This window comes from Streptomyces sp. NPDC111628 (assembly GCF_055635195.1).
The window spans coordinates 1,214,528-1,236,195 of the sequence record NZ_JBVKBZ010000002.1; the positions used below are offsets into that span (position 1 = coordinate 1,214,528).

Consider the following 21,668-nt stretch of genomic DNA (forward strand, 5'->3'; position numbering starts at 1 on the left):
CTACTGCGACGCCGGCCGGGCGCGGCCCTGGCCCGGCGCACCGGTGTGACGACGGCAGCCCGCGTCGTGCCGCGCGCCGAGCGAGGTCCACCACCGCTCGCAGCAGTCGTCGGGGAGGGCGACGCGGGCGGCGGCGGGACGGGCGCACTCCGGTCCGTGCACGACGCCGTCGGAGTGCCGCCAGAACGCGCAGCACGGCTCGAGACCGTGCGCGAACGGATCCCGCAACCGGGGCCGGGCCAGCAGTTCGGCCCGCTCGGCCAGGAGGGCCCGGCGCCGGTGCTCCGCGCCCTCCCGGGCGGCGCACCAGGCGAACACCGCGGCGACGTACAGGCCGGGCAGGGCGAGCCAGGAGTGGCGGGCGGCCGCGTACACGGCGGCGGCGACAAGGAGCGCGGCGGCGGCACGGCACGCGCGGGCGGTGCGCAGGCTCGGCGTCACAGGGAACTCCCGTGGGTCGGCGGGGGAGAAGGCCTTCGGACATGCGTATGCCCCCGGTTCGCCGTCGTACGTCATTCTGCCGCCCCCGGCGGATAATCCGTTGCGGTCACCCGCCGCCGTGCCCGACTCTGCTCCTCATGTCCCCCGCCGACCTGCGACCGGCCACCCTCGCCGACGCCCCCGCCATCACCGCACTCCTCAACGAGATAGACCGGATCGAGATCGGCCGCCCCGAGACCGACCAGCACACCGTCGAAGCCGACCTGAAGCACCAGCAGACGGACCTCACCCAGGACTCGTGGCTCGCCCTCGACGACGGCCGGCCGGTCGCGTACGGGCTGCTGTGGGACGAGTCCGGCGGGGAGCGCGTCGACATCGACCACTACGTGCTGCCCGACCACCAGCGGACCGGACTGCGGATGCTGGTGGCCATGGAGACCCGTGCCCTCGCCAAGGCACGGGCCAACGGCGCGGAGCGCGCCGTGGTGCACCTGCACCTCAACACCCGGCCCACGACCGACACCGGGCTCCTCGCCGAGCGCGGCTGGAGCGTCGTGCGCACCCACCACGTGCTGCGCCGCGCGCTGGACCCGGCGGCCGACCTCGTGCCCGGGGCACCGGCGGGCGTGCGGGTGCGGGCGTGCCGCACGGAGGCGGACCGCGTCCGGGTGCACGAGCTGTACCAGCGGTCGTTCGCCGAGCACTTCGACTTCCAGCCGCGCCCCTACCGGCTGTGGCTCGACGACATCGACGCCGCGGGCCTCGACTGGTCCCTGGTGTGGATCGCCGAGACCGACGACCTGGGGGACGCCGGATTCCTGCTGGCCCGGGACGACCGCGAGGCGATGGGGTGGATCCGCGGCATCGGCGTACTGCGCGAGGCCCGCGGCCGCGGCCTGGGCGGGTTCCTGCTGCGCCACGCCTTCGCGCACTTCGCCGCGCGGGGCCGGGACACCGTGGGCCTCGGCGTCGACACCGCGAACGCGACGGGCGCCCCGCGGCTGTACGGCCGCCATGGCATGACGGTCCACTTCGCGGTGGACACCTGGGAGGCCGTGCTCGCCTGATGGCGTGTCACGCCACCATCGCGAGGGCCACCGCCCCGAGCAGTGCGACGTAGGTCCAGGCGTGGAGGCGGTCGGGGAGGTGCGGCGGGCGGCGGCGCAGCACCGCGATCACCGGCAGGGCGCCCAGGAGCAGTGCCCCGGCCGCGCGGAGGTCGACGAGGCCCACCAGGGTCATGTGCGCGTGGGCCCCGGCGGGGTCCTCGGAGCCGCCCAGGAAGACGGCGGCGGCCGGGAGCGCGATCGCCAGGGTCAGCGGGTTGGCCAGTGCGGTCGCCACGTGCATCGTGTGCCCCGCCCGCCGCATCGCGGGGACGGTCATGACGCTGCCGCCCACACCGAGGAAGGCGGCCACCGCGCCGACGGGCGCACCGACGACGGCCGGCAGCGGACGCGCCGCGCCCGGGGCCGCCGCGGCCGGGGCGCGCGGGCGCAGGAAGCCGGGGCGCAGCAGCAGGTCCACGACGGTGAGGGCGACGTACGCGACGAACGCCCAGCGGATCAGCCCGGCCGGGGCGTGGCGCGCGGCGAGCGCCCCGGCCGAGGCACCGGCGCCCAGCAGGACGAGCAGCGGGGCGCCGCCGCGGAGGGCGGCCAGCACCCGGCGCGGTGTGACCGCGGTGGCGAAGGCCGCGTTCACCACCATGACCAGGGCCGAGGTGGCCGTCGCCACCCGTATCGCGTCCGCGCCCAGGGCGGAGTCCGCCCACACCACGACGGGCACGGCGACGAATCCGCCGCCGAAGCCGAACAGAACGGTGGTCACACCGGTGAGGAGCCCGATTCCGAGCAGAGCCACAAAATCCACGCAGGCCACTCCACCAGCCGGGCGGGGCCGCCCGCATTCGATGCCCGGCACCATTCCTTCGCGACCCGGCCACACCCGCCGTAGGGTGGCCCGGTGAAGAACGTCCCCCTCGCCGACGTGGACCACGTGGACCGGGCCGTGCTGCCGATCGGCACCGACTACCCGCCCGGACACGTCCTGGAGTGGCACGAGCACCGGCGTGCGCAGTTCCTGTACGGCGCCACCGGGGTCATGGTCGTCGACACCGGCGACGGCACCTGGACCGTACCGCCCGAGCGCGCCGTCCTGATCCCGGCCGCCACCCGGCACCGGGTGCGGATGCTGGGCGTGAGCACCCGCAGCCTGTACATCGAGCCGGCGGCCGTACCGTGGTGGCCGGGCACCTGCACGGTCGTGGACGTTCCGCCGCTGCTTCGCGAACTGCTCCTGGCGGCCGTCGAGTTCGAGGCGGACTACAGCCTGTCGGGGCGGGCGGGCAGCGTCGCCGACCTCCTTCTGCACGAGATCGCGGCACGCGCCCCGCTCCCGTTCCACGTCCGCATCCCCGCCGCCACCGATCTGGCGGCGCTGTGCCGGGCGTATCTGGCCGCCCCGGACGCCGGGGTCTCCAACGCGGCATGGGCGGCGCGGACGAACATGAGCGAACGGGCCTTCACCCGGCGCTTTCGCGCGGAGACGGGGGACAGCCCCGCCGTCTGGCGGGGCCGCGCGCGCCTGCTCGCGGCCGTGCCGCTGCTGCGGACCGGATCGGTCAGCGAGGTCGCGGGCCGGCTCGGCTATGCCTCTCCCGCCGCGTTCACCGCCGCATTCACCCGTACCCTCGGCATCCCGCCGTCCCGTTTCGCGCGGGGCCACCAGGGGCGGCCCGGCCGGGAACGCTAGGACCTCTCCTGCGCGTGGTGCCCCAGGGCGGCGCTGCGGCTCGTCGCCAGATGGTGCAGGACCAGCTCCTGGACACGCTCCACGTCGCGGGCCGCGATGGCCCGGTAGAGGGCGTCGTGTTCGAGGGCGACGGCCATCAGGTCGTCGTGCTGGCCCAGGAGCCAGCGCAGCCGGCTGCGCAGCACCCGTTCGAGCTCGTTGAGCAGTTCGTTGGCGGCCAGGGAGACGACGGTCTCGTGGAAGTCGGCGGCCGCCCGGCGGGCCCGCACCGCGTCGTCCGCACGGGCCGCGTCGAGTTCGGCGTCCACCGTCGCGCGCAGCCGCTCCAGCCCCTCCCGGGTGTGCCGTTGGGCGGCGAGCCGGAAACCCAGGGTCTCCAGGCCCGAGCGGACCTCGTCCAGGTCGGCGATGTCGCTCGTGGTGAACTCCCGCACCACCGCCCAGCTCCGTGGCCGCGGGGTCACCAGCCCCTCCGACACCAGCGTCTTGAGGGCCTCGCGGACGGGGAGCCGGCTCACCCCGAGCGACTCGGCCAGCTCCCGCTCGACCAGGCGGCTGCCCGGGGCCCGCACACCGTCGATGATCTCGTCGCGCAACCGCCGCGTGACCCGCTCGGACTCGGGCGTGAAGCCCACTGACGCAGCCATCGCCGTCCTTCGTCTGTCATCCCGTCCCGGCCCGCCGACCGCGCCGTGCGGAGCGGCGGTCGGGCGGCCCGTCAGAATACCCCGGGGCCCGCGGACGGCCCGGGCGGGACGGAACGAGGAGGGGTCAGCCCACCCGCGGGGGCCAGTTGACGATCCGCTTGGGACGCGGGCGGGCGTAGGTGCGCACCTTGGACGTGGACAGACCGAGCCGGACCAGCGACTCGGCGACCGTCACGGCGGCGGCGACCCCGTCGACCACGGGGACACCGGTGCGTTCCACCACGCGTTCGGCGAGGCCCGCCATGCCTCCGCAGCCCAGGCAGATCACCTCGGCCCGGTCCTCCTCCACCGCGCGGGCGGCCTGCTCGGTGATGGCGTCCACGGCGGCCTGCTCGTCCCGCTCCAGTTCCAGCACGGCGAGCCCGCTGGCCCGCACCGAGGCGCACCTGGCGCTCAGCCCGGCCACCTCCAGCCGTTCCTCGATCAGGGGGACCGTGCGGTCGAGGGTGGTGACGACGGAGTAGCGGCGGCCCAGGTACTGCGCGGTGCTCGCGGCGGCCTCGGTGATGTCGACGACGGGCACGTCGAGCAGTTCCTGGAGCCCCTCCCGGCCGTGTTCGCCGTAACCGGCCTGGATCACCGCGTCGAAGGGCTCCGGATGGGCGCGCACGGCCTCCATCACGGCGACGGCGGCGAGGTAGCTCTCGTAGTTGCCCTCCACGGACTCCGCGCCGAAGGCCGGTGTCACAGGCACGATCTCCGTGCCGGGCGACGCCGCGCCGGCCGCCTGCTTGCCGATCGCGTCGGTGATGGACTGCGTGGTGTTGACGTTGACCACGAGGATGCGCATGGAGGGGCCTTGGCCTTCTGCTCGGACGGGGAGGGGGCGACGGCGGTGGGCGCGCGGGACTATTCGGCGGCGACGGCGATGGACTCGCCGTCCACGTCGCGGGTCGGCGCGGCACGGTCGGCGACGAGCGCGTACAGCACCGCGGCGATGACGGCGCCGACGAACCAGGAGAACCCGGCCGCGGCGTGGAAGAAGGGGACGAGCGCGACGACGACGGCGATCGCGGCGGCGGGGACGAAGGCGGCGACGGCCCGCGGGTTGTAGCCGCGCCGGTAGTGGTAGTCGGCGCCCGCGTCCTCCGTGTAGAGGGCCGGCACGTTCACGCGGGACTTCCGCAGCAGCCAGTAGTCCGCCATGATCACCCCGAACAGGGGGCCGAGCAGCGCGCCGAGCCCGCCGAGGAAGTAGTTCACGACGACCGGGCTGTTGTAGAGGTTCCAGGGCGTGATCACCAGGCCCAGGACCGCGCTCACCAGACCCGCGCGGCGGAAGTCGAGCCGGTGCGGGAAGAGGTCGACCAGGGCGTAGATCGGCGCGACGAAGTTGGCCAGCAGGTTCACCGCCACCGTGAGGGCGATGAGACACAGCGAGGCGACGGCCAGCAGGAACATGTTGGGGATGGTCCTGACGATGTCCGTCGGACTGGTGATCACGTGCCCGTCGAGGGTGAACTGGGCTCCGCTGAGCACCGCCACGATGACGGCGAAGAAGAGCATGTTCACCGGGATGCCGATCACGTTGCCCCGGACGATGGAGCCGCGGCTGCGCGCGGACCGGGTGAAGTCGCAGAAGTTCAGGACGAAGGTCCCGTAGATCACCACCCAGAGGGCGGCGGCCTGGAGCACCTGGAGCCACATCGCGCCGCCGGTGAGCGGATCGTCGATCGACACGGAGACCGACCCGTCGGCCCGGACGAACATCCACACCGCGAGGGCGCACATCGTCAGCAGGGTGGTCGGCGCGGCGAAGGCCATGTAGCGGCGGATCATCTGCATCCCGTAGCTGACGATGAGCACCTGGAGGGCCCACAGCACGAGGAAGGTGATCCAGCCGAGCGTCGACTGGCCGAGCAGGGAGTTCGTGTCCAGGGAGGCCAGGGAGGGGAACATGGCCACCAGGAGGGCGCTCAGCACGGCCGACGCGAGATAGGTCTGGATACCAAACCAGGCGATGGCCACGGCCCCGCGCACGACGGCCGGAATCTTGGCTCCCCGGATACCGAAGGCGATGCGGCTCATGACGGGGAACGGAACGCCCGTCTTGTGGCCCATGAACCCGGAGAGCGTGAGCAGGAGGAAGAGCAGGACCGAGGCGAGCGCGAAGGCGGCGAGGATGCCCCACACGTTCAGCCCGAGGGCGAACAGGCCGATGGCGAAGGCGTAGTTGCCCAGGCTGTGCACGTCGTTGGCCCAGAGGGTGAAGACGTTGTAGGCGCCCCAGCGGCGGCCCTCCCGCTTCGTCGGGGCCAGGTCGTAGGTGTAGAGGCCGGAGCTGGTGGCGGTGCCGTCGGTCGGGGCTGACGGACGGCGGTCTTCCAGGGCAGTCATACGGGACTCCTGGGATCAGGTACGGGGAGTTGGAGGATTCCACAAAGCGGAAGCGGCTTTCCGGTGCACAGAACGTAGTTTTCGCCAAACCGCACCGTCAAGAGGTCTGCGGCAAATGGAATACCATTTTTGGCCCCGTTGACAGCCCCGTTGACAGCCCCGCGGGCCGTCCCTACCCTGACGCCCCGTCATTACATCGATGTAAAGGCCTCGGGAGAGGACCCCCACGTGCTTCTCAGCCCCTCACACCGTCCCCGCGCCCGCCTCGGCCCGCTCCTCGCCGCCCTTCTCGGGCTGGTCGTGGGCCTGCTGCCCGGGCTCACCGGACCCGGCGCCGCGGCGGCGACCGCGTCCGGACCACGTGCCCACACCGCGGCGTCCGGCGCCTTCCGCAACCCGCTCAACAGCGGGCCCGACCCCTTCATGACGCACTGGAAGAGCGACTACTACCTCACCACCACCCAGGGCAACAGCATCAGAATGTGGCGCTCCCCGTCCCTGGGCACCCTGCTCGCCGCGGACCCGGTCACCGTGTGGACCGACACCGACCCGTCCCGCAACCGCAACATCTGGGCCCCGGAGTTCTACCGGTTCGGCGACCGCTGGTACCTCTACTACACGGCCGACGACGGCGTCGACGACCACCACCGGCTGTACGTCCTGGAGTCGGATCGCGACGACCCCACCGGCCCCTACCACTTCAAGGCCAAGCTCGCCCCGCCCAACCACGCGAACGACTTCGCCATCGACGCGGGCGTCCTCCAGCTCGGCGGCCGGCTCTACCTCGCCTACAGCGGCATCAACCAGTACCAGCACAACGGGATCAACATCGCCCCGATGGCCAACCCGTACACGGTCTCCGGGAACGCGGTCGCCATCGACGCGGCGGGCGGCTGCCCCGAGGTGCGGGAGGGGCCCGAGTTCCTCTACCGGGGTGGCCGGGTCTGGATGACGTACTCCACCTGCGACACGGGCAAGCCCGACTACCAGGTCTGGATGATGTCGATGCCGCTGAACGCCGACCCGCTGGTGCCGGGCAACTGGCGCCAGCACCAGGGCCCGGTGTTCTCCCGGGCCGACGACCGGGGCGTCTTCGGGCCGGGTCACCACGCCTTCTTCACGTCACCCGACGGGACCGAGGACTGGATCGTCTACCACGCCAAGACCACCTCGGTGAACACCTACAGCAACCGCACCACACGGGCGCAGAGGTTCACCTGGCGGGCCGACGGCACCCCCGACTTCGGCCGGCCGCTCGCCATGGGCGCCACCCAGGACCTGCCCTCCGGCGATCCCGGCTCGGGCAACTACTGGATCAACGACGACGGCCGTTCCAGCGGCGCCGGGAGCGTCACCTACACCGGCGCCTGGAACTCCGGCACCGGCTGCGCCACGCAGTGCTTCTGGAGCGACGACCACTGGAGCGACCGGGCCGGTGCCACGGCCACCTTCTCCTTCACGGGCACCCGCATCGCCCTGCTCTCCGTCAAGGACACCGGCAACGGCTACGCGGCCGTCAGCATCGACGGCGGTCCCGAGCAGCGGGTGGACTTCCATCACCCGATCCGCGTGGGCGAGGCGGTGCAGTACGTCAGTCCACGGCTCGCGAACGGCGGCCACACCCTGCGGATCCGGGTGACGGGGGAGCACAACCCACAGTCCGGGGCGTCCTTCGTGAGCGTGGACCGGGCCGAGGTCTACACGGACTGAGCGTCAGCGCCGTTCGTGGCCCTCCGTACTCTCCCTCAGGACGAGCCGGTGGGCCACGATGCGGTCCTGGGGGGCCTGCACCCCCGACACGGCACCGTCCGGCGCCGTCACCTCCTCGATGCGGTGCTGGAGCAGGTGCACGGCGACCTTGGCCACCGCCGCCTTGTCCGGAGCCACCGTGCTCAGCGTCGGGACGCTGAACCGACCGCCCTCCACGTCGTCGAAGCCGATCACGGCGACGTCCCCGGGCACCGAGACCCCGTGCTCGTGCAGGGCGCGCAGCGCACCCAGCGCCAACTGGTCGTTGAGGCAGAGCAGCGCGTCGGGCCGGGCGCCCTGTGCGAGCGCCCGCGCCACGGCCCGGGCGCCGTCGGGCATCCGGAAGGAGCCGACGGGCAGCAGTGCGGCCGGATCGTGGGCGAGGCCCGCCTCCGCCAGGGCGGCACGGTAGCCCCGGGTGCGGGCCTGCGCCGTCCCCAGGCCCGAGTCGTCGCGCCCTCCGACGGCGAGGATGGTGCGGCGGCCCAGTCCGATCAGGTGACGGGTAGCCTCGTGTGCGGCACGCTCGTTGTCGATGGCCACATGGTCGGCGCCCTCCTCCAGCAGCTCCCCGAGCAGCACCGTGGGCGGGAAACCCGTACGGTCCCGCAGGTCGTCGGCGGTCAGTGCCAGCGGGCTGAGGATGATCCCGTCCACGAAGGTGGAGCCGAACCCGGCCAGCGCCGCCAGCTCGTGGTCGCGGTCCGCCCCGGACTGGTGGATCAGGACCGTCAGGGACCGTTCCTCGGCCTCGCGGATGACATGCCGGGCCAGTTCCGCGAAATACGGTATGTCCAGTTCCGGGACGACGAGCGCGATGATGCCGGTTCTGCCCTTGCGCAAGTGACGGCCGGCCAGATTGACCCGGTAGCCGAGGTGTTCGATCGCCTCGCGCACCACCTGCCTGGTCCGGTCGGAGACATGGGCGTAGTCGTTGATGACATTGGACACCGTCTTCTCCGAAACGCCCGCATGACGTGCGACGTCCTTGATCCTGGGCCGTGCCACCGAGACCTCCCTGCCTCTTTCGCGCTGCCCGAGTCTATGTCCCGGCGCGGGGAGCGCTTCGGCGCAGGTCCGCTTTCCCTCAGCTCTTTACAGCCAATGTACATCGATGTAAAAACGAGCCACCGCATGAGCTCCGGCCGTCGAAAGGTCCGCGATGAGTTCCCGTTTGCCCGCCCAGGGGGTGCCGGCCGTGTCCGACCCGGTCCGCCGCCCCAGCCGCCGCCGGATACTGCGTCACGCCATGGCCGGGGCGGGAGCCCTGCTCGCCGCGGGCCCGCTGTCCGGCTGCGCGTCACCGGCCTCGGCCTCCGGGGCGTCCGCGCTGAGTGTCTGGGACCTCTTCCAGGGCGGCGACGGAATGCTCATGGACGACATGATCGAGGCCGTGTCCAAGGGGGCCGGGGGAGCCAAGGGCTTCGAGATCGACCGGACGATCCTGGACTGGGGCCCGTCGTACTACACCAAGCTCGCCATGTCCGCGGCCGGCGGCCGGGCCTCCGACGTGGCCGCCATGCACCTGTCCCGGCTGGCGGGCTACGCCCCCGGCGGCCTGGTGGACGCCTTCGACCTGGACCTGCTCGCCCAGTACGGCGTCACGGAGCAGGACTTCACCCCGGCAGTGTGGTCACGCACCCGGCACGAGGGGACCGTCTACGCGATCCCGCTGGACGTCCACCCCTTCATCGTGTTCTACGACAAGAAGGCCGCGGAGAAGGCCGGACTCCTGGACACCTCCGGAGAACTGGCCCCCATGGGATCCCCCGAGGCCCTGCTGGACGCGGGCAAGGCCCTCGCCGAGGCAACCGGGGAAGCGGGCATCCTGTTCGGCCACGTCACCGACACGGCACAGAACTGGCGCCTGTTCGCCGGGCTCTACGCACAGACCGGCGCCGCCTTCGACCTGCCGGACGGCGGTCCCCCGAAGATCGACGTCGACGCCGCCGTACGCGTCGTCACCCTCATGACGCGGCTCTTCGACGGGAAGACCAACCCCAACAACCTGGACTACAACGGCGCGCTGGCCGCGTTCAGCAGCGGACGCGGCGGCATGGCGATGCTCGGCGAGTGGGAGCTGCCGACGCTGAAGAAGTCCGGCATGGAGCTGGGCGCCGCGCCGTTCCCGCAGGTCTTCGAGAAGCCGGCCGTCTACACCGACAGCCACAGCTTCGTCCTCCCGCACCAGGACAGCCCCGACCCGGCCCGGCGCCGCGAGGCCCACCGGTACGTCGCGCAGATACTCAAGCAGAGCCTCACCTGGGCGAGCGCCGGACACATCCCCGCCTACCAGCCCGTCCTCGCGGAGCCCGAGTACGCGGCACTCGACCCCCAGTCCTCCTACGCCGACGCCGCCGAGGTGGCGGTGCTCGACCCGCCCAACTGGTTCGCGGGCGCCGGTTCCAACTTCCAGAACCGGATGTGCCAGCCGCTCCAGTCGGCGCTGCTGGGCGACACCACCCCCGAGAAGGCGGTGCGGCAGATGGTCCGCGAGGCGGACACCCTGCTGCGGCAGCCCAACCCGGTGGCCTGACCAGCGAAAGGAGTGACCGACGTGACCACCACCACACCCCTCGGCGCCGAGGAACGGACCGCCTCGCCCACCGTGCCACCGGGCGGCCGCCGCTCCGTCCTCGGCCGCATACGCACCGGCAACGGGCTCGTGTTCGTCCTGCCGTTCCTGCTCGTGTTCGGCCTCTTCATGGTGTGGCCGATCGTGCAGGGGCTCTGGATGAGCCTCACCGACAGCTCGCTCGCCCTGCGCGACACGAGCTTCGTCGGCTTCGACAACTACACCGAGGCGTTCGGTGATCCGGACGTGTGGAGCAGCCTCGGCAACACCGTCTTCTTCACCGTCGTCTCCAGCGTCCCGCTGGTGCTGGTCGCGCTGGCGATGGCCCTGCTGGTGCACAGCGGGCTCGCCGGGCAGTGGGCCTGGCGCCTGTCGTTCTTCGCGCCCTACCTGCTGCCCGTGACCGTCGTGACCATGATCTGGACCTGGCTCTACCAGCCCGAACTGGGCATGGCCAACCAGCTCCTGGACACCCTCGGCATGGCGCCGGTCGGCTGGCTGTCCGACGAGTCCGTCGCCATGTGGTCGGTGGCCGCGCTCACCGTCTGGTGGACCGTCGGCTTCAACTTCCTGCTCTACCTCGCGGCGCTCCAGTCCCTGCCCACCACCTTCGACGAGGCGGCGGCACTCGACGGGGCCGGTGCCTGGCGCCGCCTGTGGTCCATCACCCTGCCCCAACTGCGCAGGACCACCGGTCTGGTGGCCATGCTCCAGGTGCTGGCCTCCCTCAAGGTGTTCGACCAGATCTACATCCTCACCAAGGGCGGACCCAACGGCTCCACCCGGCCGGTCCTGGAGTACGTCTACGACGTCGGCTTCACCGGCTACCGCCTGGGCTACGCCTCCGCCGTCTCCTACCTCTTCTTCGCCCTGATCGTCCTCGTCTCGCTCGTGCAGCTCCGCCTCTTCCGCCGGGAGGACTGACCGTGTCCGCAACCGCCACCACCCTGGGTACCCGGCGCCGTCCACCCCGCGAAGCGACCGGTTCGCCCCTGCTCCTCGGCCACGGAAGGCTGCCCCGCGTCCTGGCCGGGACCGCGCTCGTCGTCCTCGCCGTCCTGTGGCTGCTGCCGTTCGTCTGGGCGGTCATCACCTCGGTGCAGAGCGAAGAGGACATCAACACCACCGGGCTGTCCCCGTTCAAGGGCGCCTTCACCCTGGACGCCTACCAGCAGATACTGGAACGCGGCAACGTCACCGTCTGGGCCTTCAACAGCTTCCTGATCTCCGCCCTGGTCACGCTGATCACCGTCGCGGTCTCCACCCTCGCCGCGTACGGCTTCTCCCGCGGCACCTTCCGCGGCCGCCGGGGGCTGCTCGGTGTCACCGTCGCCGCCATCATGGTCCCGCCGCAACTGCTCGTGGTGCCGCTGTTCGACCAGATGACCCTGTTCAACCTGGTCGACACCTATGCGGCGGTCATCCTGCCCCAGGTCGTCGCACCGATGATGGTCTTCATCCTCAAGCGGTTCTTCGACGCCGTCCCGAGGGAACTGGAGGAGGCGGCCCGCATCGACGGCGCCTCCGAGTTCCGGGTCTTCCGGTCGATCGTGCTGCCGCTCTCCCGGCCGATCGTGGCCGCGGTGGCGATCTTCGTCTTCATCGGCGCCTGGAACAACTTCATGTGGCCGTTCATCGTCACCAACGACCCCGACCTGATGACCCTCCCGGTGGGCCTGGCCACCGTGAAGGACGCCTACGGCATCCAGTACGCGCAGTCCATGGCCTCCGCCCTGCTGGCCGCGCTGCCGCTGATCGTGGTCTTCCTCCTCTTCCAGCGCCGCATCGTCAACTCCGTCGCCACCACCGGCCTCGGCGGTTCCTGAACCCTCACAGCTGTACCCACGGGCTCGGCGTTCGCGCGCCCGGCCCACCGATCGACTGGAGCATGTGTGCCCACTCACTCCGTACCGCGCCCGGAGTACCCGCGACCGCAGTTCGTGCGCCGCGACTGGCTCAACCTGAACGGCGCCTGGCAGTTCGAGACCGACCGGGGGGACAGCGGCCTCGAACGCGGTCTGCTCGACCGCGAGCTGCGTGAGGAGATCCTCGTCCCCTTCCCGCCCGAGTCCGAACTGTCCGGCATCGGCGACACCGACTTCCTGGAGGCCGTCTGGTACCGGCGGGCCCTCACCCTGCCCGCCGCCTGGGCCGGCCGCCGCGTCCTGCTGCACTTCGGCGCCGTCGACCACGACACCACCGTGTGGGCCGACGGCAGGGAGGTCGCCCGGCACCGCGGCGGCTTCACGCCCTTCACCGCCGACCTCGGCGACATCGCCGGGGCGGGGGAGGAGGTCGTGATCACCGTCCGGGCCCGCGACCCCAAGTCCGGCCCGCAGGCCCGCGGCAAGCAGGCGATCAAGTACGCCAACCACGACTGCAACTACACCCGCGTGACCGGCATCTGGCAGACCGTGTGGCTGGAGCCCGTCCCCGAGACGCACCTGCGCCGCCCCCGCATCACCCCCGACCTGGCCGGCTCCGCCTTCCACCTCGAACTGCCCCTGTCCGGCAACCGTCCCGGGCACCGGGTCCGCGCCGTCCTCGGCGACGCCGACGGCGAGGTGAGCCGCGCCGAGGCACGCGCCGACCTCGACCTCGCCCCGCGCCTGCACCTGCCGGTGCCGGACGAGCGGCGGCGCGAGTGGGGGCCCGAGGACCCGCACCTGTACGACCTGCGCCTCGAACTCCTCGACGCCGCGGGGCAGGTGGTCGACAGCGCCGAGAGCTACGCCGGACTGCGCTCCGTGGGACTGCGCGGCAAGGCCGTCCTGCTCAACGGCCGCCCCGTCTTCCAGCGCCTCGTCCTCGACCAGGGCTGGTACCCGGACGGGCTGATGACCGCCCCCACCGACGCGGCCCTGGTGCGGGACATCGAGCTGGCCATGGCGGCCGGGTTCAACGGGGCCCGGCTGCACCAGAAGGTCTTCGAGGAGCGCTTCCTCCACCACGCGGACCGCCTCGGCTACCTGGTCTGGGGCGAGTTCGGCGACTGGGGCTGCGAGACCGGCGGCTCCTCGGGCGACAACCAGAAGCCCGACGCCTCCTACGTCGCCCAGTGGCTGGAGGCGCTGGAGCGCGACTACTCGCACCCCTCGATCATCGGCTGGTGCCCGCTCAACGAGACCTACCAGAAGCTGCACGACCGGATCACCCGGCTCGACGACGTGACCCGGGCGATGTTCCTGGCCACCAAGGCCATGGACACCACCCGCCCCGTCGTCGACGCGTCCGGCTACGCCCACCGGGTCGCCGAGACCGACATCTACGACTCCCACAACTACGAGCAGGATCCCGCCGCCTTCCGGGAGTTGATGTCCGGCCTCGCCAAGGACGCGCCGTTCGTCAACGCCCACGAGAGCGGTGCCCCCTACTCCCAGCCGTACCGGGGCCAGCCGTACTTCGTCAGCGAGTTCGGCGGCATCTGGTGGGACCCGGAGGCGGCCGCCGCGCAGTCCGGCGAGGACCGCACCGTCTCCTGGGGCTACGGGGAACGCGTCCGGGGCGAGGACGAGTTCCACGAGCGGTTCGCCGGCCTCACCGAGGTCCTCCTCGGCGACCGTGACATGTTCGGCTACTGCTACACCCAGTTGACCGACGTCTTCCAGGAGCAGAACGGCATCTACCGCTTCGACCGGGGCGAGAAGCTCGACATCGCCCGGGTCCGCGCCGCCCAGTTGCGCCCGGCGGCCATCGAGCAGCCGGAGGCGTAGCCCGTACGGGGCCGGAGGCGAAGCGCCGCCTCCGGCCCCGTACGCGCGGATCAGAACGGCCGGTCGCCCTCGATGGCGACGCGTTCGGCGACCCGCCGCTCGGACCCGTAGTCACCCACCGCGTAGTGCTGGGTGGCGCGGTTGTCCCAGAAGGCGACGTCGCCGGGCTGCCAGCGCCAGCGCACCTGGTACTCGGGCACGTGCGCCTGCTGGAAGAGGAACCGCAGCAGCCGGTCGCTCTCGTCGCGGTCCACGCCGGTGATACGGGTGGTGAACGAGGCGTTGACGAAGAGCATGCGCCGCCCCGTCTCGGGGTGGGTGCGCACGACGGGGTGCTCCACGGGCGGGAGGAGATCCTGGTGCGGCAGCAGCCGCTCGGGTCCGTAGAACCGTGCGAAGCCGGGGATGAAGTCGTGGACGGCCAGGGCGCCGTCGATGCGCTCCCGCACCTCTCGGGGCAGGTTGTCGTAGGCCGCGGCCATGTCCGCCCACATGGTGTCGCCGCCGAACGGCGGCACCTCGCGCAGTTGCAGCACCGCGCCGAGCGCGGGCCGTTCGCGGAAGGTGACGTCGGTGTGCCACACGTTCTCGTACGTCGGCACGGCCCCGTCGCCCTTGTCGAACCGGACGACGTCGTCGCTGGAACCGGCGGCGAGCAGGGGGTTGGTCTCCAGCGCGCCCCAGTTGCCCGCGAAGTCGCGCTGCTGGTCGGAGGTGAGGTGCGCGCCGCGGAAGAACAGCACCTTCCACTCCAGCAGGGCACGGTTCAACTCCTCGCGCAGCGCGGGCGGGAGCGGGCGGGAGAGGTCGGCTCCGCGGATCTCCGCGCCGATGGTGCGAGCCTGCGGCACGACCTCGAAGAGTTCGTAGGGCCGCTCCTCCCAGCCCTCGGGCAGCCGGCGCAGCGTGCGCCTGCCCTCGTACATTCCGTCCCCCGGAATGCGTGCTTCGCGCAGGACGGTGCTCGGACCGACGGACGTGACGGACATGGGAGTCCTCCCCTTGTATGACGGTACGCGTGGGATCCGGACCGGGGGCGGCACGAGGCCACGCCGAACGGCCGGGGAAACGTGGGGTGCTACGGGTGCTCCGGGCCGTGGACCGGAGAGAATGCCGACGGGCTACGACGCGAGGGGCGTCGGACGGTCGGTGCCGAGAAGGCCGTTAAAGGCCGGAACGCTCACAGCCGGTCCGCTCGGGCACGCGGGGACACTCCGCCGTGGTGCCGAACCGGTATGTGGTCATGGCACCGATTGTGTGATCTTTCCTTGCCCGTGTCAATGGGATCACGCGGGGAGGGGAGCGAACGGCAGGAGGTCGTCCCCCTCGGGCTGGACGACGCCGTAGCTGCTCTCGGGCACCTTGTTCCACACGCCGGGCAGGTCGCCCAGGGGTTCCGACACGATCAGCCGGGTGCTGTCGGACGCCTCCTTGAGGAAGGGCAGTCCGGGATGCAGCGCGCGCAGGCTCTCCACCCGGCTGCTGTAGTAGAGCGACCGCGACTGGGCCTGGCTGGAGTAGCGGAAGGCCCACAGCCGGCGCCCGTCGGTCACGGCGACCGTCATCTGCAGCGGGGACTCCACGCCGTGTTCGTGGCCGATCTCCTCCACCAGCCCCGCCATCCGGGCCACGGCGGCGGGAGGATCGTCCTCCAGGCCGAGGGTGAGCGCCAGATAGAACATCATCTCCGAGTCCGTCGACCCCTCGATGTCGAGGAAGAGCCGCGGATCGACGGCCAGCGCGAGGTCCCGCCGCAGCCGGTGGAACTCGGCGATCGCGCCGTTGTGCATCCACATCCACCGGCCGTGGCGGAACGGATGGCAGTTGGTCTGCTGCACCGGGCTGCCCGTCGAGGCCCGGATGTGCGCGAAGAACAGGGGCGAGCGGACATGGCTCGCGATCTCCCGCAGGTTGCGGTTGCTCCAGGCCGGCCCGACCTCCCGGACGATGGCGGGGGTGTGCATCTCCGGCCCGAACCAACCGACGCCGAACCCGTCCCCGTTGGTCGTCTCGACGCCCATGCGGGCGTGCAGGCTCTGGTCGATGAGCGAGTGCTCGGGCTGGTAGAGCAGGGACTCCAGGAGGACGGGTGTCCCCGAGTAGGCGAGCCATCGGCACATCGCTCCGTCGCCTCCCTAGTAGTCCCGGACGCCCGGGCGTCAGTCGACCGGCCAGGTGTGGACCGGGGCGTTGAGGTGCATGTAGTCCATGTACTGCCGGGTCATCCGGCGCAGCGCCTCGTGCCGGCCGGGCCGGGCGCCGGCGTCGATGTGGTGGAACATCTCCTTCTGCCACACCGCGCCGTTGCGGCCGGTGACGCACCGCTGCTCGATGATGCCGAGCAGCGGCTCCCGCCAGGCCGAGTCCATGCCGGACAGCTCCAGGCCCCGGTGCGCCAGCGGCAGCAGCCGGCGCAGGACCAGCTCGGGCACCGTCACCTCGCCCACGCCGGGCCAGTACAGGTGTGCCTCGATGCCGTGCCGGGCGGCGGTGTGCAGGTTGTCCTCGGCGACCGAGAAGGACATCCGCGACCACACCGGCCGCTCCTCCTCCACCAGGGCGCGGGTGAGCCCGTAGTAGAAGGCGCCGTTGGCGAGGGTGTCGGCGACGGTCGGGCCGGCCGGCAGGACGCGGTTCTCGACGCGGACGTGCGGTTTGTCGTGGGCGACGGCGTAGACGGGCCGGTTCCAGCGGTAGATGGTGCCGTTGTGGAGGGTGAGTTCGCCCAGTTCCGGGATGTCGCCGCGGTCGAGGGTCTCGGCGGGGTCCTGCTCGTCGCACAGCGGCAGCAGCGCCGGGAAGTAGCGGAGGTTCTCCTCGAACAGGTCGAAGACGCTGTTGATCCAGCGCTCCCCGAACCACACCCGGGGCCTGACCCCCTGGGCCTTGATCTCCTGCGGCCGGGTGTCCGTGGCCTGTTCGAACAGGGGGATGCGGCTCTCGTGCCACAGCTCCTTGCCGAGCAGGAAGGGCGAGTTGGCCGCGAGGGCGACCTGGACACCGGCGATGGCCTGGGCGGCGTTCCAGTAGTCGGGGAACTCCTCCGGGGCGACCTGGAGGTGGAACTGGGTGCTGGTGCAGGCGGCCTCGGGCGTGATCGTGTCCGCGTAGGTGCGCAGACGGTCGACGCCGTCCACCTCGATGTGCAGGTCCTCGCCCCGGGCGGCGAACACCTGGTCGTTGAGCAGCCGGTAGCGCGGGTTCTCCGACAGGGCCGCCTCGCCCACGTCCGACTGGCGCAGCGTGGGCAGGGTGCCGACCATGATCAGATGGGCACCGACCGACGCGGCGCGGTCCTCGGCGTGGTTGAGAGCGGCGCGGATCTCGGTCTCCCAGGCGTCGGGGCCGCCCGCCGTCAGCTGCCGGGGCGGGATGTTGATCTCCAGGTTGAACCGGCCCAGCTCGGTGGACCAGGCGGGGTCCGCGATCGCTTCGAGGGCGTCGCTGTTGCGCATCGCGGGTTCGCCCCGGTCGTCGACCAGGTTGAGCTCGATCTCGAGACCCACCTGGGGCCGCTCGGTCTCGAACCGCGACTCGCGCAGCATCTGCGCGAAGGCCTCGAGGCACTCCTGCATCTTGATCCGGTAGCGGCGGCGGTCCTCGCGGGTGAAGACCAGCGCCGGGACGTCCCGTCCCATCGGTCCTCCCGGGGTTGCCTTCCTCGGACGCTCCTCCACCCCAGCGTCGCACCACCCGGCGCACCCCACCAGACGGGACGGAACGGGGGGCCACCGCACCGTGTGCGGTGGCCCCCCGTCGGTTCAGGTCCCGGTCGGACCGATCAGGCCCTACAGCTTGCCGGACGCGCGCACCGTGATCTTCGCGGACGTCTTGCCCGCGGGCGAGGAGCCGTAGCCCTCGACCTTGTCGACCACGCCCGTGCCCTCGACGACCTTGCCGAAGACGACGTGCTTGCCGTCCAGCCACGGGGTGGGGACGGTGGTGACGAAGAACTGCGAGCCGTTGGTGTTCGGACCCGCGTTCGCCATGGAGAGGAGGTACGGCTCGGTGTGCTTCAGCTGGAAGTTCTCGTCCGCGAACTTCTCGCCGTAGATGCTCTTGCCCCCGGTGCCGTTGCCGTTGGTGAAGTCACCGCCCTGGAGCATGAACTGCGGGATCACACGGTGGAACGGGGATCCCGCGTAGCCGAAGCCGTGCTCGCCGGTGGCCAGCTCGAGGAAGTTCCTGGCGGTCTTGGGGGTGACGTCCTCGAAGAGTTCGAAGACGATGCGGCCCGCATCCTGGCCGTCGATGTCGATGTCGAAGTAAACCTTGGAATTGCTCATCGCACCATTGTGACCTGTGACCCCCGGTGATGCCGAACCGGCTGCCCGTTCAGCGTGTGGCGAGCAGCCCGAGGGTGTCGATCACGCGGTTCGAGAAGCCCCACTCGTTGTCGTACCAGGCGACCACCTTGACGTGCCGGCCGTCCACGCGGGTCAGCGCCGAGTCGAAGATCGACGAGGCCGGGTTGCCGGTGATGTCGGAGGAGACCAGCGGGTCGTCCGAGTACTCCAGCACCCCGGCGAGCGGGCCGTCGGCGGCGGCGCGGTAGGCCGCCAGGACGTCCTCGCGCGTCACGTCGCGGGCGACGGTCGTGTTCAGCTCGACGATCGAGCCCACCGGGACCGGCACGCGGATCGAGTCGCCCGACAGCTTGCCGTCGAGGCCCGGCAGCACCAGCCCGATCGCCTTGGCGGCGCCCGTCGTGGTCGGCACGATGTTCACCCCGGCGGCGCGGGCGCGGCGCGCGTCGCGGTGCGGGCCGTCCTGGAGGTTCTGCTCCTGCGTGTAGGCGTGCACCGTCGTCATGAAGCCGTGCTCGATACCGGCCAGGTCGTCCAGCACCGCGGCGAGCGGCGCGAGGGCGTTGGTGGTGCAGGAGGCGTTGGAGACGATGGTGTGCGCGGCCGGGTCGTAGGCGTCGGTGTTCACGCCGTACGCGAGCGTCACGTCCGCACCGCTCGACGGCGCGCTGACCAGGACCTTCCGCGCGCCCGCGGTGAGGTGGGCGCGGGCGGCGTCGGCCGAGGTGAAACGGCCGGTGGCCTCCAGCACGAGGTCGACGCCCAGCTCGGCCCAGGGCAGCCGGGCCGGCTCGCGCTCGGCGAGCACCTTGATGCGGTGCCCGTCGACGACCAGGGTGTCCCCGTCGACCGTCACCGGGCGGCCGAGCCGGCCGGCCGTCGAGTCGAAGGCGAGCAGACGGGCCAGGGTGGCGGGCTCCGTGAGGTCGTTGACGGCGACGACCTCGAGCTTCGTGTCGCGTTCGAGCAGTGCGCGCAGCACGTTGCGCCCGATGCGGCCGAATCCGTTGATGCCGATGCGAGTCATGAGTGGTGTGTCCCTTCGTTTCGCCACCAGGTCCTTCGCCACCAGGCTCGCGCACGCCGGGGGCGGGTGGCAGCGGCGTGAGTGCCACGGTTCGAAAGGATCACGCCAGGAGAGGGTGACGCCGCGCGGCCCGGCTATTCGCCCCGGGCGAAGGTGCGCCGGTACTCGCTGGGCGTGGTGCCGAGGATGCGCTGGAAGTGCAGCCGCAGATTGGCGCCGGTGCCGAGGCCCACGTCGGCGGCGATCTGCTCGACACCGCGCTCGGAGCGTTCGAGCAGTTCACGGGCCCGGTCGAGACGGGCCCGCATGATCCACTGCATCGGGGTGTACCCGGTGTCCTCGACGAAGCGCCGGGAGAGGGTACGCGCCGACACCGCCGCGTGCCGGGCCAGCGCCTCCAGGGTGAGCGGCTCGTCGAGCCGGCGCAGGGCCCACTCGCGGGTGGCGGCGAACCGCTCGCCGAGCGGCTCCGGCACGCTGCGCGGCACGTACTGGGCCTGACCGCCGCTGCGGTAGGGGGCCGCCACCAGGCGCCGGGCCGCGTGGTTGGACGCGGCAACCCCGAGATCGCCGCGCAGGATGTGCAGGCACAGGTCGATGCCGGAGGCGGCGCCCGCGGACGTCAGGACGCTGCCCTCGTCGACGAACAGCACGTTCTCGTCGACCCGCACGCCCGGGTGCTTCGCCGCGAGCGCCCGGGTGTAGTGCCAGTGCGTGGTGGCCCGCCGGCCGTCGAGCAGGCCCGTGGCGGCGAGCGCGAACGCGCCGGTGGAGATGGCGGCGAGCCGCGCGCCCCGGTCGTGGGCCGCCGTCAGCGCGTCGATGACGGTCCGCGGCGGGTCCTCGACGTCGGGGAAGCGGTAACCGGGGAGGAAGACCACGTCGGCCCACGCCAGGGCGTCGAGGCCGTGGGCGACGTGGTACGACAGGCCGTCACCGCCGGTCACCAGGCCGGGCGCCGCGCCGCACACCCGTACCTCGTACGGCATGCTCGCGCGCGTCGTGAAGACCTGCGCGGGAATGCCGACGTCGAGGGGTTTCGCGCCCTCCAGGACGAGGACGGCGACGCGGCGCAGGCGGGAGGACGTCACGACACGAGCGTACGCGGGCCGTGACCGGAGGTCAGTCCAGGCCGAGGACGCTCATCGTGTGCTCGGCCATGCGCCGCTCGCCGAGGGCGTTGGGGTGGACGGGAACGAGGTTGTGCCCGAACAGCAGCGGTTCGATCCAGCGGGTGCCGGGGGCCGCGCAGGCGTCGTGACCGTCGGACACCCCGGAGAAGTCCACGTAGGTGGCGCCGGTCTCCTCGGCGGCACGCCGGACCGCGTCGTTGAGGTGCGCCTGGATGGCCCGCAGGTAGGGCACGTCACCGGCGGCGACGGGCAGCTTCAGGAAGCAGGACGGGTCGGCGGCGGCCGGGGTGATCCACGGGTAGCCGAGGGCCGCCACCCTGGCGTGGGGAGCCCTGGCGCGGACGCCGAGCAGCGCTTCCTTGAGCGCGGGGTACGTGTTGGCCTCGATCTCGTCGTCGAAGGAGGTGCCGTGCTTGTCCTTGCAGGGGCTGCCCTTGCCGCCGCTGAGGACACCCGCCGTGCCGCAGGCCGTGATGGCGTTGATGAACGTGCTGTTGTCGTTGCCGCCGATGGTGAGCGTGACCAGGTCCGTGTCGGTGCGGAGCGCGTCCAACTGGGGTGCGACGCCCGGGTACTGGGCCTGCGTGAAGTCGGCGGTCTGCGCGGCGCCGCAGGTGACGTCCTTGAGGCGGGCGCCCGTCGCGTCCGCGATGACGTGGGGGTAGTTGGCCGTCGAACGCAGGCACAGCAGGTTGGTGAGGTCGACGGGCAGGACGCCGGAGCCGGCGCTGTAGCTGTCGCCGAGGGCGACGTAGTCCAGCGTGTCGGGTGCGGCGTGGGCGGTGGCGTCCGTGAGGCCGAGGGCCAGCGTGGCGACGGCAGCTGCTGTCGCGGTCATGACACGGCGAAGGGCATGCTTCGGCATGTGCTCTCTCTTCTTCGGGAGGGCGGCAGCGGGGTTACCGAGCGGTTCTACTTTTAAGTA

The 21,668-nt window shown here is 71.7% G+C and carries 20 protein-coding genes; 7 read left to right on the forward strand and 13 right to left on the reverse strand.

The features are described from left to right. Positions 1 to 441: a hypothetical protein gene (locus ACZ7MF_RS13210; RefSeq protein ID WP_471476631.1), complete on the reverse strand. Its 441-nt coding sequence runs from the start codon at positions 439 to 441 to the stop codon at positions 1 to 3. A gap of 137 nt (positions 442 to 578) precedes the next feature. Here ACZ7MF_RS13210 and ACZ7MF_RS13215 point away from each other — a divergent pair, with 137 nt between their 5' ends. Beyond that, a complete protein-coding gene (locus ACZ7MF_RS13215) occupies positions 579 to 1,508 on the forward strand; it encodes a GNAT family N-acetyltransferase (RefSeq protein WP_471476633.1) in 930 nt (309 codons plus the stop codon). Positions 1,509 to 1,515: 7 nt separating this feature from the next. On the opposite strand, the gene ACZ7MF_RS13220 is transcribed toward ACZ7MF_RS13215, so the two are convergent. Further along, entirely contained in the window at positions 1,516 to 2,313 is a 798-nt protein-coding gene (locus ACZ7MF_RS13220; protein ID WP_471476637.1) for a sulfite exporter TauE/SafE family protein, read from the reverse strand. A gap of 93 nt (positions 2,314 to 2,406) precedes the next feature. On the opposite strand from ACZ7MF_RS13220, the gene ACZ7MF_RS13225 reads away from it, so the two are divergent. Continuing rightward, positions 2,407 to 3,195, forward strand: coding sequence for an AraC family transcriptional regulator (locus tag ACZ7MF_RS13225; protein ID WP_471476639.1), 789 nt, complete (start codon positions 2,407 to 2,409; stop codon positions 3,193 to 3,195). Here the strand turns inward: ACZ7MF_RS13225 and ACZ7MF_RS13230 are convergent. From ACZ7MF_RS13230 to ACZ7MF_RS13240, 3 genes are all read right to left on the reverse strand, one after another. Further along, the gene (locus ACZ7MF_RS13230; RefSeq protein WP_471476641.1) at positions 3,192 to 3,842 is read right to left on the reverse strand and encodes a GntR family transcriptional regulator; all 651 of its coding nucleotides are present in this window, start codon (positions 3,840 to 3,842) and stop codon (positions 3,192 to 3,194) included. The genes ACZ7MF_RS13225 and ACZ7MF_RS13230 overlap by 4 nt on opposite strands. A 124-nt stretch (positions 3,843 to 3,966) precedes the next feature. Next, entirely contained in the window at positions 3,967 to 4,692 is a 726-nt protein-coding gene (locus ACZ7MF_RS13235) for an aspartate/glutamate racemase family protein (protein WP_471476644.1), read from the reverse strand. A 59-nt stretch (positions 4,693 to 4,751) separates the two neighbouring features. Then, the gene (locus ACZ7MF_RS13240; protein ID WP_471476648.1) at positions 4,752 to 6,239 is read right to left on the reverse strand and encodes an NCS1 family nucleobase:cation symporter-1; all 1,488 of its coding nucleotides are present in this window, start codon (positions 6,237 to 6,239) and stop codon (positions 4,752 to 4,754) included. A 228-nt stretch (positions 6,240 to 6,467) separates the two neighbouring features. Between ACZ7MF_RS13240 and ACZ7MF_RS13245 the strand changes: the two genes are divergently transcribed. Continuing rightward, complete coding sequence (locus ACZ7MF_RS13245; protein ID WP_471476650.1) at positions 6,468 to 7,949, forward strand: family 43 glycosylhydrolase; 1,482 nt, start codon at positions 6,468 to 6,470, stop codon at positions 7,947 to 7,949. Between the two features lie 3 nt (positions 7,950 to 7,952). Here the strand turns inward: ACZ7MF_RS13245 and ACZ7MF_RS13250 are convergent, their stop codons facing one another. Continuing rightward, on the reverse strand, positions 7,953 to 8,996 hold the full coding sequence (locus ACZ7MF_RS13250) for a LacI family DNA-binding transcriptional regulator (protein ID WP_471476653.1): 1,044 nt from the start codon (positions 8,994 to 8,996) through the stop codon (positions 7,953 to 7,955). Between the two features lie 154 nt (positions 8,997 to 9,150). On the opposite strand from ACZ7MF_RS13250, the gene ACZ7MF_RS13255 reads away from it, so the two are divergent. The 4 genes from ACZ7MF_RS13255 (at position 9,151) to ACZ7MF_RS13270 (ending at position 14,276) form a co-directional block, all read left to right on the forward strand. Next, positions 9,151 to 10,524: an extracellular solute-binding protein gene (locus tag ACZ7MF_RS13255; RefSeq protein ID WP_471476656.1), complete on the forward strand. Its 1,374-nt coding sequence runs from the start codon at positions 9,151 to 9,153 to the stop codon at positions 10,522 to 10,524. 21 nt (positions 10,525 to 10,545) lie between these two features. Further along, positions 10,546 to 11,487, forward strand: coding sequence for a carbohydrate ABC transporter permease (locus tag ACZ7MF_RS13260; protein ID WP_471476659.1), 942 nt, complete (start codon positions 10,546 to 10,548; stop codon positions 11,485 to 11,487). Between the two features lie 2 nt (positions 11,488 to 11,489). Then, positions 11,490 to 12,389: a carbohydrate ABC transporter permease gene (locus ACZ7MF_RS13265; protein ID WP_471476662.1), complete on the forward strand. Its 900-nt coding sequence runs from the start codon at positions 11,490 to 11,492 to the stop codon at positions 12,387 to 12,389. A gap of 66 nt (positions 12,390 to 12,455) precedes the next feature. Beyond that, positions 12,456 to 14,276: a glycoside hydrolase family 2 protein gene (locus tag ACZ7MF_RS13270; protein WP_471476663.1), complete on the forward strand. Its 1,821-nt coding sequence runs from the start codon at positions 12,456 to 12,458 to the stop codon at positions 14,274 to 14,276. Positions 14,277 to 14,326: 50 nt separating this feature from the next. Here the strand turns inward: ACZ7MF_RS13270 and ACZ7MF_RS13275 are convergent, their stop codons facing one another. From ACZ7MF_RS13275 to ACZ7MF_RS13305, 7 genes are all read right to left on the reverse strand, one after another. Continuing rightward, positions 14,327 to 15,265, reverse strand: coding sequence for a TauD/TfdA dioxygenase family protein (locus ACZ7MF_RS13275; protein ID WP_471476666.1), 939 nt, complete (start codon positions 15,263 to 15,265; stop codon positions 14,327 to 14,329). Between the two features lie 297 nt (positions 15,266 to 15,562). After that, positions 15,563 to 16,396: a class II glutamine amidotransferase gene (locus tag ACZ7MF_RS13280; protein WP_471476670.1), complete on the reverse strand. Its 834-nt coding sequence runs from the start codon at positions 16,394 to 16,396 to the stop codon at positions 15,563 to 15,565. 39 nt (positions 16,397 to 16,435) lie between these two features. After that, the gene (locus tag ACZ7MF_RS13285; RefSeq protein ID WP_471476674.1) at positions 16,436 to 17,914 is read right to left on the reverse strand and encodes a glutamate-cysteine ligase family protein; all 1,479 of its coding nucleotides are present in this window, start codon (positions 17,912 to 17,914) and stop codon (positions 16,436 to 16,438) included. 150 nt (positions 17,915 to 18,064) lie between these two features. Continuing rightward, complete coding sequence (locus ACZ7MF_RS13290) at positions 18,065 to 18,562, reverse strand: peptidylprolyl isomerase (RefSeq protein WP_356860831.1); 498 nt, start codon at positions 18,560 to 18,562, stop codon at positions 18,065 to 18,067. A gap of 49 nt (positions 18,563 to 18,611) precedes the next feature. Continuing rightward, entirely contained in the window at positions 18,612 to 19,610 is a 999-nt protein-coding gene (gene gap, locus ACZ7MF_RS13295) for a type I glyceraldehyde-3-phosphate dehydrogenase (protein ID WP_385970044.1), read from the reverse strand. A 134-nt stretch (positions 19,611 to 19,744) separates the two neighbouring features. Beyond that, positions 19,745 to 20,701: a GlxA family transcriptional regulator gene (locus ACZ7MF_RS13300; protein ID WP_471476678.1), complete on the reverse strand. Its 957-nt coding sequence runs from the start codon at positions 20,699 to 20,701 to the stop codon at positions 19,745 to 19,747. A gap of 31 nt (positions 20,702 to 20,732) precedes the next feature. Next, positions 20,733 to 21,608 (reverse strand): SGNH/GDSL hydrolase family protein, encoded by an 876-nt coding sequence (locus tag ACZ7MF_RS13305; RefSeq protein ID WP_471476680.1) that lies wholly within the window; start codon positions 21,606 to 21,608, stop codon positions 20,733 to 20,735. Positions 21,609 to 21,668 lie beyond the last annotated feature (60 nt).

Coding starts and splice junctions, on each gene's coding strand:
- ACZ7MF_RS13215 (WP_471476633.1), top strand. CDS start 579: ATGTCCCCCGCCGACCTGCGACCGGCCACCCTCGCCGACGCCCCCGCC.
- ACZ7MF_RS13230 (WP_471476641.1), bottom strand. CDS start 3,842: ATGGCTGCGTCAGTGGGCTTCACGCCCGAGTCCGAGCGGGTCACGCGG.
- ACZ7MF_RS13235 (WP_471476644.1), bottom strand. CDS start 4,692: ATGCGCATCCTCGTGGTCAACGTCAACACCACGCAGTCCATCACCGAC.
- ACZ7MF_RS13240 (WP_471476648.1), bottom strand. CDS start 6,239: ATGACTGCCCTGGAAGACCGCCGTCCGTCAGCCCCGACCGACGGCACC.
- ACZ7MF_RS13255 (WP_471476656.1), top strand. CDS start 9,151: ATGAGTTCCCGTTTGCCCGCCCAGGGGGTGCCGGCCGTGTCCGACCCG.
- ACZ7MF_RS13275 (WP_471476666.1), bottom strand. CDS start 15,265: ATGTCCGTCACGTCCGTCGGTCCGAGCACCGTCCTGCGCGAAGCACGC.
- ACZ7MF_RS13280 (WP_471476670.1), bottom strand. CDS start 16,396: ATGTGCCGATGGCTCGCCTACTCGGGGACACCCGTCCTCCTGGAGTCC.
- ACZ7MF_RS13285 (WP_471476674.1), bottom strand. CDS start 17,914: ATGGGACGGGACGTCCCGGCGCTGGTCTTCACCCGCGAGGACCGCCGC.
- ACZ7MF_RS13290 (WP_356860831.1), bottom strand. CDS start 18,562: ATGAGCAATTCCAAGGTTTACTTCGACATCGACATCGACGGCCAGGAT.
- gap (WP_385970044.1), bottom strand. CDS start 19,610: ATGACTCGCATCGGCATCAACGGATTCGGCCGCATCGGGCGCAACGTG.
- ACZ7MF_RS13305 (WP_471476680.1), bottom strand. CDS start 21,608: ATGCCGAAGCATGCCCTTCGCCGTGTCATGACCGCGACAGCAGCTGCC.